Annotated in this window: 11 protein-coding genes and 1 tRNA gene; 6 read left to right on the forward strand and 6 right to left on the reverse strand. The window is 64.4% G+C overall.

What is annotated here, in order from left to right:
- Nucleotides 1–414: 414 nt before the first annotated feature.
- The gene (locus E4L98_RS20570; protein WP_135203409.1) at nucleotides 415–828 is read right to left on the reverse strand and encodes a KGG domain-containing protein; all 414 of its coding nucleotides are present in this window, start codon (nucleotides 826–828) and stop codon (nucleotides 415–417) included.
- A 229-nt stretch (nucleotides 829–1,057) separates the two neighbouring features.
- On the opposite strand from E4L98_RS20570, the gene E4L98_RS20575 reads away from it, so the two are divergent.
- Nucleotides 1,058–2,083 carry a gamma-glutamyl-gamma-aminobutyrate hydrolase family protein gene (locus E4L98_RS20575; RefSeq protein ID WP_135203410.1) on the forward strand — a complete coding sequence of 342 codons (1,026 nt, stop codon included), beginning with the start codon at nucleotides 1,058–1,060 and terminating at the stop codon, nucleotides 2,081–2,083.
- Nucleotides 2,084–2,178: 95 nt separating this feature from the next.
- The gene (locus tag E4L98_RS20580) at nucleotides 2,179–2,907 is read left to right on the forward strand and encodes a hypothetical protein (RefSeq protein ID WP_135203411.1); all 729 of its coding nucleotides are present in this window, start codon (nucleotides 2,179–2,181) and stop codon (nucleotides 2,905–2,907) included.
- Here E4L98_RS20580 and E4L98_RS20585 read toward each other — a convergent pair whose 3' ends face one another.
- Nucleotides 2,908–4,026 (reverse strand): YbdK family carboxylate-amine ligase, encoded by a 1,119-nt coding sequence (locus tag E4L98_RS20585; RefSeq protein ID WP_135203412.1) that lies wholly within the window; start codon nucleotides 4,024–4,026, stop codon nucleotides 2,908–2,910.
- Nucleotides 4,027–5,211, reverse strand: coding sequence for a cation:proton antiporter (locus E4L98_RS20590; protein WP_135203413.1), 1,185 nt, complete (start codon nucleotides 5,209–5,211; stop codon nucleotides 4,027–4,029).
- A gap of 85 nt (nucleotides 5,212–5,296) precedes the next feature.
- Between E4L98_RS20590 and fghA the strand changes: the two genes are divergently transcribed.
- A complete protein-coding gene (fghA, locus tag E4L98_RS20595) occupies nucleotides 5,297–6,139 on the forward strand; it encodes an S-formylglutathione hydrolase (protein ID WP_135203414.1) in 843 nt (280 codons plus the stop codon).
- Here the strand turns inward: fghA and E4L98_RS20600 are convergent.
- Together E4L98_RS20600 and E4L98_RS20605 are read right to left on the reverse strand one after the other, a co-directional pair.
- The gene (locus tag E4L98_RS20600) at nucleotides 6,129–6,710 is read right to left on the reverse strand and encodes a DJ-1/PfpI family protein (protein WP_135203415.1); all 582 of its coding nucleotides are present in this window, start codon (nucleotides 6,708–6,710) and stop codon (nucleotides 6,129–6,131) included. The two genes, fghA and E4L98_RS20600, sit on opposite strands and share 11 nt — an antisense overlap.
- Nucleotides 6,711–6,912: 202 nt before the next feature.
- Nucleotides 6,913–7,881 carry a chemotaxis protein gene (locus E4L98_RS20605; RefSeq protein ID WP_135203416.1) on the reverse strand — a complete coding sequence of 323 codons (969 nt, stop codon included), beginning with the start codon at nucleotides 7,879–7,881 and terminating at the stop codon, nucleotides 6,913–6,915.
- A gap of 376 nt (nucleotides 7,882–8,257) precedes the next feature.
- Here E4L98_RS20605 and E4L98_RS20610 point away from each other — a divergent pair, with 376 nt between their 5' ends.
- Entirely contained in the window at nucleotides 8,258–8,758 is a 501-nt protein-coding gene (locus E4L98_RS20610; protein ID WP_135203417.1) for a hypothetical protein, read from the forward strand.
- A 206-nt stretch (nucleotides 8,759–8,964) separates the two neighbouring features.
- On the opposite strand, the gene E4L98_RS20615 is transcribed toward E4L98_RS20610, so the two are convergent.
- Nucleotides 8,965–9,040, reverse strand: a tRNA-Gly gene (locus E4L98_RS20615).
- Between the two features lie 116 nt (nucleotides 9,041–9,156).
- Between E4L98_RS20615 and E4L98_RS20620 the strand changes: the two genes are divergently transcribed.
- Nucleotides 9,157–10,791: a Na+/H+ antiporter gene (locus E4L98_RS20620; RefSeq protein ID WP_135203418.1), complete on the forward strand. Its 1,635-nt coding sequence runs from the start codon at nucleotides 9,157–9,159 to the stop codon at nucleotides 10,789–10,791.
- Nucleotides 10,791–11,728, forward strand: a 938-nt coding sequence (locus E4L98_RS20625; protein ID WP_135203419.1) for a sensor histidine kinase, incomplete at its 3' end; no start/stop codon positions are given. The genes E4L98_RS20620 and E4L98_RS20625, both read left to right, overlap by 1 nt.

Genomic DNA, 11,728 nt, shown 5'->3' on the forward strand with positions numbered 1-11,728 from the left:
CGCCAGGCCAGCACCAGCGCGCCGGCGCTGCCGGCCAGCCACAGGGCGATGGCCAGCCGGCGCAGCCAGACGGCGCCGGGCAGCTGGTACCACAGGGCGCCCACGCCCCAGGCGGCCAGCGCAATCAGCAGCAGGGTAGCAAAGAGCATGGCCACGAGTACGAGCGTGCGTTTGATCATGCCCCGATTATGCGGCCTAATCCGTCTTGTCGTCGACTCCGGTGCAACCGATCTGAACGCAGATCAGTTTTACTGCAATACTCAGCACCACGCCGATCATGCCCAGTAATGCCAACATGGCAAATTCCGTAAACGAAGGAAACCGCTACACTTTAACAGGCGGCCGGGATTGGATCCAATGGCAAAAACGGCGACCCAGGGGTCGCCGTGCGGTGCTCACGCCTGACTGCTGCGCTTAGCGGTCGTTCTTGTGGCTTTGGCGGCCGGCTGCCGCATGTTGCTCGGGGGTGCCGCCGCGGGTGCCGCCGGACGAGCCCTGGTTGTCCTGATTGCCCTGATTGCCGCTCTGCTGGCTGCCGCCGGCGCTGCCGCCGCGCGAGCCGCCGCTGTTGCTGCCGCTTTGCTGGTTGTTGTCATTCTTGTGGCTCATGCTGCCGGCCTTGCGCGCCTCTTCCGAAGTGAACTCATGCGCGTTGCCGGACGCGTGGGCGGCGCGGCCGCCTTCCGACGCAATTTCGCGCTGGCGCTCCGGGTCCATCGAGGCGAAGCCCCGGTTGCTGGTGTCGCCGCTCTGCTGATTACGGCCGCCCTGGCCGCCTTGATTGCCTTGATTGCCCTGATTGCCTTGGTTCTGCTTCGAGTTTGCCATGATGGTCTCCATAAAGGTTTGGTGGTTCCCGACGTTGATTCGGTCAGGGAGTCGCCATCGTACGGCGCACAGGGCAGACCGGGTAGGGACGCTCGCCTGTGCTCGCGTAGGACATTCCTTGCGAGCAGAGAGTCACAGTCACATATGGCCGAGCCTGACGGTTAACCGGGCGACTGCCGGCCCCGACGTGTGGCAAACTATGCCCATACCAGACCACGGGAAATGAGCAATGAGCGATGGAAGCAAGGGAAGCCAGGGCAGCGATGGTGTCGACGAACAGGCGCCGCCGGCGCCCGCGCCGACCCCGCAGCGCCGCGCCACCGACCACGGCGCGCGCCGCCACGACGACACGCGCGGCCACAAGAACAACGGCGCGCCGCGCTATCTGGACCCGGGCGACACGGTGTTCAGCCTGTGGGGCCGGGTCATCATGGCGCGCTACCGGCGCATCGCGGCGGCGGCCACGCGCCACATCATCCAGCGCCCGCTGCACATCGGCGTGTCGGCGCGCATCTTCCATCCCGAGCCCGGCGCCACCGGCTTGCGCAGCAAGAATCTGCAGTACCTGGAGGAGTCGATCGCGCAATGGGTGATGTCGCGCGACGTGCTGGTGTTCATGATCCCGACCGTCAACACCGACGGCCTGCTGCACCCGTCCAACATCCGCCTGCGCGACTACGCCAAGCACCTGGACGGACTGGTGCTGCAGGGCGGCGCCGACGTCTCGCCGCAAAGTTATTCGGAGGTGCCGACCCGGCCCGAGTGGTCGGGCGACCGCGCGCGCGACATGTACGAGCTGGAGTTGCTGCACGAGTTCGTGGAGGCCGGCAAGCCGGTGCTGGGCATCTGCCGCGGCTGCCAGTTGATCAACGTCGCCTTCGGCGGCTCGCTGTACCAGGACATCGCCACCGATGTGCCCGACTCGCTGGCGCACGTCAACGACGACTACGACCGCAACCGGCACGAGATTGCCTTCCCGCCCGACTCCTCGCTGGCGCGCATGTTCCGCGGCAAGCAGAGCGGGCTGGTGAATTCGATCCACCACCAGGCGGTCAAGACACTGGGGCGCGACATGACGATCGAGGCGCTGTCGGTGCCGGACAACATGATCGAGGCGATCCGCTACCGCAAGGCGCCGTTCGTGATGGGGCTGCAGTGGCACCCGGAATTCCACCGCGCCGGCGGCGTCGAGCTGCTGGACTGCACGGGCATTCTCGACAACTTCCTGCGCGTGGCGCGCGAGACGCGGTTCTAGCGACGCCGGCGCAGGGTGTTGTATCTAATAAATTTATTGTGCCTGAATACCATCATCGGGTGTAAACTGGCGCTCTGCCCAACTGGATGCGCTTCATGCCACGTCGCCGCCCCGCCCTGCTTGCCGCAAGTTTGCTGCTGGCGCCGCCATTGTGCGCGGCGCAGGAAATCATCCACGCGATGTACAGCGAACGGCCGCCCTACATGGCGGCCCAGCCCGACGGTTCCCCGGCCGGCCTGACCGGCACCCCGGCCGCCAACGCGTTCCGCCACGCCGGCGTGGCGGTGGAATGGCTGCGCCTGCCGACCAACCGCCAGCTGCTCAGGCTCAAGGACCCGCACGCGCTGAATTGCGCCATCGGCTGGTTCAACGTGCCCGAGCGCACCGCCTACAGCAAGCTGACCCGGCCGATCTACCGCGACCACGGCTGGGTGGCGCTGAGCAACGCCCGTTTCGCCGCGCGCGCTTACACCTCGCTGGACGAACTGATGCGCCACCCCGAGGTGCGCCTGCTGGTCAAGGACAATTATTCCTACGGCGGCCTGGACCCGCTGATCCAGCGATGGCGGCCGACCATCGCCGTGTCCACCGGCAGCACGCTGAAGATGGTGCAGTCGGTCGGCGCCGGGCTGGTCGACCTGATGTTCATCACCGAGGACGAAAGCCAGTACATCCTGCGGCACCAGGCCGGCGAGTACGGCGCCAACCTGCGCGTGCTGCGCTTCAAGGACATGCCGCACGGCAGCGAGCGCCACATCCTGTGCAGCAAGGCCGTGCCGGACGAGGTGATCGACCGTCTCAACAAGGCGATCACCTTCAGGTAGTCAGCGGCCGCGGAAGCGGTGAATGGCGGCGTCGACCACCCCTTCGACACTGCCGCTGCGCTCAAACTGCTGGCGCAGGTAATGGGCGTCGCTGCCCTCGTGCGTGACCTGCACCAGGTGCTGCAGGCCGGCGCTGCCGCCCAGCGCCACGCCATGCGGCTCCATCTTGCGCAGGGTGGTGAGGATGTCTTCGCGCAGCGACAGGCTCTCGTAGGTTTTCGGATGCACCACCGTGCCGTCGAGGCCGAAGCGGCAGGCCTGGAAGCGGTTGTAGTTGTAGACCAGGTAATCGTCCTCGGCCGGCTCCGGCTCCTTGCGCTCGAGCAGATAGCGGCACAGCGCCTGCAGGTACACGGCCAGCGCGGCCGCGCGTTCCACCGTCAGCGGCGTGTCGCACACGCGCAGTTCGATGGTGCCGTATTCCGGCTTGGGCCGGATGTCCCAGTAAAAGTCCTTCATGCTCTTGATCACGCCGGTGTGTTCCATCTTGGCGAAATACTCGTGCTCGAAGGTGTGCCAGCTTTGCGTGAACGGCGCGCGCCCGCTCATGGGGAAGGCGAACACCGAATTCAGCCGCGCCGAGTTGAACAGCGTGTCGTTGCCCTGCACGTAAGGCGACGACGACGACAGCGCGATGAAATGCGGCACGTAGCGGCTCAGCGCGTGCAGCAGGTACAGCGCGTCGTCGCCCGAGGCGCAGCCGATGTGCACGTGCTGGCCGAAGATGGTGAACTGCTTGGCCAGGTAGCCGTACAGCTCCGACACTTCCTTGAAACGCGGCTTGGAAAAGATGCGCCGCTCCGACCATTTCTGGAACGGGTGGGTGCCGCCGCCGCAGATGCCGATGTTGAGCTGCTCGCCGGCCTGCACCAGGGTGTCGCGGATCACCTGCAGCTGCGCCACCAGCTCGCTGTGATTGGTGTGCACGTCGCTGTTAATTTCGATCATGCTCTCGGTGATTTCCGGCGTGACGTTGCCGGGAAACGGCTTGCGGCTCAGCAGGTGCAGCAGGTCCGGGCTGGACGCGGTCAGGTCGTAGTCCGACAGGCTGACCAGCTGCAGTTCCAGCTCCACGCCCATGGTGAGCGGCTGCGACGATTTGAATTGTTCCAATGCCATTTAGCGTTCCTCCTTCGGGGTTTCCTTCGCCCAGTGCAGCGCGCGCTGGGTGATGATGGGACCGACCACTTCCAGCAGCAGGGTCATCGCCGCCAGCGCAGCCAGTTCATCGACCAGCACGATCCCCATGTATTTCGTTTGTTCCAGCAGCAGCGTGACGAACACCGACATCGGCGACAGTGCGATGCCGGTCAGCAGTCCCTTCTGCCACGAGATGCCGCTGACGTGGGCGAACGCGCCCACGCTGACCGCCTTGACCACGAAGCGCGCCAGCAGCAGCACGGCGGCCAGGCCGGCGCCGTCGACCACGCGCTCCCATTCCAGCGTCGAGACGGCAAACACGAACAGCAGTACGGTCAGCAGTTCGCCGATGCCGCCGAAGTTGCGCTCGGTGCGGCTGAAGGCGACGCGGTTGTGGCGCGCGGCCAGGCCGAAGGTCAGCGTGGCCAGCACCGGCGAGACGTCGAACGCGCGCGCCATCGCCACCAGCAGGATCACGCCCAGCGCAAAGGCGATGGTGCCGTCCTGCGCCAGCGCGCCCAGGCGGCGCAGCACGGCCGGCACGATGAAGCCCATGAGCGCGCCCATCACCGCCGAGACGATCAGCTCGATGCCGCTGTGCGAGATGGCCTGGGTCAGGCTGCCCGAGGTCTGGAATACCCAGAAGCCGACCACGACCTTGAAAGTGAACACCGCCAGCACGCAGTTGATCGCCACCAGATGCAGGATGCGCTCGGTGACCTGGCCCGAGCTGTCTTCCTCGTTGATCACGCGCAGCACACCGGCCGGCGAGGTGGACATCGCCAGCGAGGCCAGCAGCAGCGAGGTCAGCGGCGGCATGCCGGTCACGTGCGACAGCAGGTACACCACCGCGAAGGTGGCGGCTGACTCGACCAGGCCGCTGACCGCGATCCAGGGGTTGATGCGCAGCCAGTGCAGATTGATGCGGTAGCCGAACTCGAACAGGATGAGGCCGAATGCGAGGTTGGCCAGCAGCGTGACATTGCTGCCGGCGCCGCTGGACAGCACGTCGGGGAAAGCCTGCGACAGCAGGAAGCCAACCAAACCATACACGCTGATGCGCGGCAGACGCGTCCAGCGGTGCACGAACTCGCCCGACAGCCAGGCCACGGCGATCGCCAGCGGCCAGCCCATATCGGCCAGAATGCCTTGAATATCCGGCATGTACTTCTCCTTTTTAAAGATACTTGTACAATTCTGGCCTATCGTGGCGCTTTCCACTGTGCGCCAGGGAACATAAGGAAACAATATGCTCGAAATCATCAGCGAACATGCCTGCTTCGGCGGCATTCAACGCTTTTACCGGCACGATTCCAGCCAAATCGGCCTAGATATGCGATTTTCGGTATTCCTGCCGCCGCAGGCGGCGCACGCGCCGGTGCCGGCGCTGTTCTACCTGGCCGGGCTCACCTGCACCGAGGAGACCTTCATGATCAAGGCCGGCGCGCAGCGTGTGGCCGCCGAGCTGGGCCTCGCGCTGGTCGCGCCGGACACCAGCCCGCGCGGCGCCAAAGTGGATGGCGAGAGCGAGAGCTGGGATTTCGGCGTCGGCGCCAGCTTTTACCTGGATGCCACCGAGCCCAAGTGGGCCAGGCACTACCGCATGTACAGCTACATCCATGAGCTGCGCCAGCTGGTGGTGCGGGCATTGCCGCTCGATGCGCGGCGCCTCGGCATCTTCGGCCATTCGATGGGCGGGCATGGCGCGCTGACCATGGCGCTCAAGCGGCCGGACATGTTCAGCTCGGTGTCGGCGTTTGCGCCGATCGCGGCGCCGTCGCGGTGCCCGTGGGGCATCAAGGCGTTCAGCGGCTACCTCGGTGCCGACAAGGCGGCCTGGGCCGAGTACGACGCCAGCCTGCTGATGGCGCAAGCACACACGCCCTTCCCCAACGGCATCCTGATCGACCAGGGACTGGGCGACAAGTTCCTGGCCGAGCAGTTGTATCCGGAAGCGTTCGAGGCCGCCTGCAAGACCGCCGCGCAGCCGCTGGCACTGCGCCGGCATGCGGGCTACGACCACGGCTACTACTTCATCCAGACCTTCGTGGAAGACCATCTGCGCTTCCACGCGCGCAACCTCACGGCTTGATCTCGGTGCCCAGCTTCTGCAGGAACTGGGCGATCCACGCCGGATGGGCCGGCCAGGCCGGCGCGGTGACGAAGATGCCGTCGGTGACCGCCTGATCGACCGCGATGTCGGCGTAGTTGCCGCCGGCCAGCTTCACTTCCGGCGCGCAGGCCGGGTAGGCCGAGATGGTCTTGCCCTGGATGACGTCGGCCGCCGCCAGCAGCTGGGCGGCGTGGCAGATGGCGGCGATCGGCTTGCCGGCCGCGGCGAACTGCCGGATCAGTTCGATCACGCGCGGATGCAGCCGCAGGTATTCGGGCGCGCGGCCGCCGGCGATGGCCAGCGCGTCGTAGTTGCCGACCTCGGCGTCGGCAAAGCTGGCGTTCAGCTTGAACAGATGGCCCGGCTTTTCGGTGTAGGTCTGATCGCCCTCGAAATCATGGATGGCGGTCTTGACGGTGTCGCCGGCGCGCTTGTCGGGACAGACGGCGTGCACCGTGTGGCCGACCGCCTGCAGCGCCTGGAACGGCACCATGGTCTCGTAATCTTCGGCGAAATCGCCCGTCAAAAACAGTATCTTCTTCGCAGCCACGGCAGTTCCTTTCATTGAAAGTCAACAGGGCCGCGCGGCTGACGCCGCCAGCCCCCCGAGTAAAAAAAAATATTTTTATTAAATAAAACCACCGGTAAAAAACCGTTTTTTTTCCGCCGCCCCGCCTGTTCGTTTCTTTAAACGTCACCGGGGCGGGGGGGGGGACGCCGCGCGGCCCTGTCATACTACCTTGTTTTTTTGCTTACGCGGCGTGCGCCGCCTTGCCCAGCACCGTGCGGATAGTGCCGGCCAGATCCTCGGCCGAGAACTTGGCGACGTAGGCATCGGCGCCCACGCCCTTGACGTGATCTTCGTTGGTCTTGCCGGACAGCGAAGAATGGATCACCACAGGAATCTTGCCGAAGCGCGGGTCCTGTTTGATCAGGCGGGTCAAGGTGAAGCCGTCCATTTCCGGCATCTCCAGGTCGGTCAGGACCATGGCGACGCGGTCGGTGATCGGCAAGCCTTCGGCCTTGGCGCCTTCGGCGATCGCCTGCAGGCGGTCCCAGGCTTCCTTGCCCGACTTGGTCATGATGAAGTGCACGCCCATCGCTTCCAGACCTTTTTCGATCAGGTTGCGCGCCACCACCGAATCGTCGGCGGCCAGCACCACGGCGCCCGGCTTCAGCAGCACCTTCGGGCCGATGGTTTCCGGGTCGACGTCCTTGCCTTCCGGCGGCACCAGTTCGCGCAGGATGGTTTCCACGTCGAGCACCTGGGCCAGGCGGGTGTTCTGGGTATCGCCGTCGATGCGGGCGATGCTGGTGACCTTGCCGCCGGCCGTGCCTTCGGCCGTCAGCACCTGGCTCCAGTCCAGACGCACGATTTCATCCACCGATTCGACCGCGAACGCCTGCGTGGTGCGCGCGAATTCGGTGACCAACATGATATTCAGACCGGTTTTTGGGGTCACACCGACGATGCCTGGCAAATCCAGCACCGTGATGATTTGTCCGCGCAGGTTGACGACGCCCAACATGTGTGGCGGGGATCCGGCCACGGCAGTCACTTCGGGCATCGCGACGATTTCGCGGATTTTGAAGACGTTAATACCGAACAGCTCGGAATGTTCCCCCTTGGCGTCGCCGCCCAGACGGAACAACAGAAGTTCGAATTTATTGGAGTTGGTTAAGTTGCTGCGCTCATCCACTTCCTGCTGCACTGATTTCATAGATCGTCTCCGACGGTGGTCCACTCATAGGAAAGAGCCGGCCCTTTCCTTGCGTTGCAGTATAACGTCTTTGGAAAAGCGAATCTTGTTTTGGAGAACGATAAACAACGGAATGGGCAAAAAAAGTGTGCCATGGCCGCTCTGCCGCCAGCGGGGTTGGCTGCCGGGTGCAGATTTTCCTGCCCCCCAATCTAAAGGACTCTAAAGCTAGCGATTTGACACTAAACCTTGCTAAGCGGCGCATTGCGCTTTCTAAAACACCCTAAAAAAATTGATTAAAAATCTAATTTGATCGATTTTAAAAGGCCAAAACTATAAAACGAACTAAAATCCCGTTCCCGTGTCCAACCTTTAGAACGTTTTGAAAGGGAAGATCATGGCACATGGACAAAAAGGCGCGGTGTATCTACCACTGACCGATATCCTGAGTTTGAAATTTCATTTGCACGACACGCGGCCCGGCCTGACACCGGACGATTTCGTGACAGAACTGGTCCAGCGCTGGCTGACGATCGAAACGGAACGATACACGCTGCGAGAGACCGGACAACCCGTGCACGGCTTTCAATGGAAAGATGTTTTTCTCCCGGAAGGCACTCGCTTGCGCACCTGCTATCGACATACCGCCGAATATGCCGAGGTTGTCGGCGAGCACATCCGCTCCAGCGAAGGCAAGCCGCTGACGCCTTCGCAATTTGTCAACCAACACGCCATCGGACGCAATGCCTGGCATCTGGTATGGATACGCTTTCCTGGCGAAGAACTCTGGATACGCGCTGATCAATGCCGGCAGAATCGCAACGCGCGACCGAAGCGAAAGGCTGCCGTCAGCCCTCATTCGCTGCCGAACGGCGATCCCGGTCACCAAACCTTCTAAAACCTGGTGTACAGAACCAGATTAGCGAACGTTTTAGATTTTCGCTGCAAAAAAATAGAACGCTTTAGATTTGGAGGCCGATTTCTTAGATCGGTTTAGAGAGAGGTCTGCGATTTACAGTACTAATTAGATTCACATTGAAGGAAATCGATCGAATTAGACTGGCCACAAAAAAAAAGAAGCCCGCCGGGCTTCTCTTTGCATTCTGGAGCGGGAGAAGAGTCTCGAACTCTCGACCTCAACCTTGGCAAGGTTGCGCTCTACCAACTGAGCTACTCCCGCAGAAGGCATGATTATGCCAGAAACATTTCCATCACGCCAGTACCGTAACTCAACTTTTTACCGCAGTTGTAATCGTGTAAGCTTAGACTGTTGAGCAATGCCAGTGAAGGAAATGAATGGATTCAATTGAAGTCGTGCTGATCATGCTGCTGGCCGTGGTGGCCAGCGCCTACATCCGCCGCCTGCTGCCGGCCGCGATCCCGCTGCCGTTCGTGCAGATCGCCCTGGGCGCCACCATCGCCGCGCAGTCGTCGCACGGCGTCGACCTCGAACCCGACCTGTTTTTCCTGATCTTCCTGCCGCCGCTGCTGTTCCTGGACGGCTGGCGCATTCCCAAGAGCGGACTGCTGCGCGACAAGGGCACCATCCTCGAACTGGCGTTCGGCCTGGTGGTGTTCACCGTGATCGGCGCCGGCTTCCTGATCCACTGGATGATCCCGGCCATGCCGTTGCCGGTGGCGTTCGCGCTGGCTGCCATCGTCTCGCCCACCGACCCGATCGCGGTCAGCTCGATCGCCGCCAGCGCGCCGATTCCCAAGCGCCTGATGCACATCCTCGAAGGCGAATCGCTGCTGAACGACGCCTCCGGCCTGGTGTGCTTCCGCTTCGCCGTGGCCGCCGCCACGACCGGCGCCTTCTCGCTGCAGGGCGCCGTGCTGACCTTCGCCTGGCTGGTGGTGGCCGGCATCGCCGCCGGCGTCGGCCTGACCTGGCTGGTCAACTGGGTGCAGCGCTGGCTGGTGCGCCAGTTCGGCGAACCGCCGGGCTCGCCGATCCTGGTCAACCTGCTGATCCCGTTCGGCGCCTACCTGGTGGCCGAGCGCCTGCATGCCTCGGGCATCCTGGCCGCCGTCGCCGCCGGCATCACCATGAGCTACGTCGAGCTGAACGGCCATATCCACGCCAGCACCCGCATCCAGCGCTCGGCCGTGTGGGACACGGTGCAGTTCGCGCTGAACGGCATCATGTTCGTGCTGCTGGGCGAACAGCTGCCCGACATCTTCCGCCTGGCCGGCGCCTCGCTCGAGGAGAGCGGCCACCTGAGCCGCTGGTGGCTGGTGGTGTATGCGTTCGCCATCAGCTTCGGCCTGCTGGCGCTGCGCATGCTGTGGGTCTGGGCCTCGCTGCGCCTGACCATCTTCAAGCAGCAGGTGCGCCACACGCCGCGCCACAAGATCAATCCGCGCCTGCTGCTGGCCACCACCCTGGCCGGCGCGCGCGGCACCATCACCCTGGCCGGCGTGCTGACGCTGCCCCTGACGCTGCCCGACGGCGCGCCCTTCCCGGCGCGCGCGCTGACCATCTTCCTGGCCGGCGCGGTGATCCTGATCTCGCTGCTGGTGGCCAGCATCGGCCTGCCCCGGCTGCTGGCCGGCATGACCTTCCCGGCCGAGCCGGAGGACCAGCGCGAGGAAGACCTGGCGCGCCGCGCCGCCGCCAACGCCGCCATCTCCGCCATCGAAAAAAGCCAGGTGGCGCTGATGGAGTCCGACGCCTGCATCGACCCCGAGGTGTATCCGCAGGCGGCGGCGCGCGTGATCGCGTTTTACGAGCACCGGCTGAAGGAGGTCGATCCCGACACCGAACCGGCCTGGCGCAAGACCGACCACGCCGAGAAAGAGCTGCGCCTGGCCGCGCTGGAGGCCGAGCGCAGCACCGTCTTCGACCTGGCGCGGCGCGACCGTATCTCCGACGAGATCTCGCGCAAGCTGGTGCGCGAGATCGACCTGATGGAAGCGCGCTACCGCTGATGCCACGCGCACGGACCCGCACCATCATCGCCCTGGCCTGGAGCCTGTTCTGGCTGCTGATGATACTGACGTCGGTGCAGGAATACCTGCGCGACCACACGCACGGCGTGTGGAAGCCGGTGTTGTGGGAATCGACCTCCGCGCTGACCGGCACCCTGCTGCTGCTGGCGCAGCGCCGCCATACGCGCCGGCACGACCACCTGATCCACGCGCCGCTGCGCTGGTTCGCGCGGCAGCTGGCGTGGCTGCCGGTGTACTGGCTGGCCTTCGTGCCGCTGGCGTTCGGCATGCGCCACGCCGTCTACGCGCTGGCCGGCGAAACCTACACGCATGGCGGCTGGGCCGAAGTGTATCTGTACGAAGACATCAAGATGACCATCTTCTTCAGCATCTTCGCCACCATCACTTTCGGCGTGCTGTCGTTCCACGCCATGCTGGACGAAAAGCTGCGCGTCGAGCGCGCCAACGCCGCGCTGCGCGAAGCCCAGCTGCTGCGCCTGGGCCAGCAGCTGCAGCCGCACTTCCTGTTCAACGCGCTCAACACCGTCTCGGCGCTGATGTACAGCGACGTCGCGCGCGCCGACGCCATGCTGACGCAGCTGGCCGAGGTGCTGCGCGCCACGCTGGAGGTCGGCGAACGCCACCTGGTGCCGCTGGCGACGGAACTGCGCCTGCTGCGCGGCTATGCGGCGCTGATGGCCGAGCGCTTCGCCGACCGCGTGCGCATCGACTGGCGCATCGACGCGTCGCTGCTGGCCTGCGCGGTGCCGGTGATGAGCATGCAGCCGCTGCTGGAGAACGTGTTCAAGCACACGGTGGAACGACGCCGGCAGCCGACCGTGATCACCATCGCCGTGCTGCGCGCGGACGGCGCGCTGCTGCTGCGGCTGGACGACGACAGCGGCACGCTGCCGCCAGCGGCGGATGCGGCAGCGGC

This window comes from Duganella callida, from assembly GCF_004614165.1.
Taxonomy (GTDB): domain Bacteria; phylum Pseudomonadota; class Gammaproteobacteria; order Burkholderiales; family Burkholderiaceae_D; genus Rugamonas; species Rugamonas callida.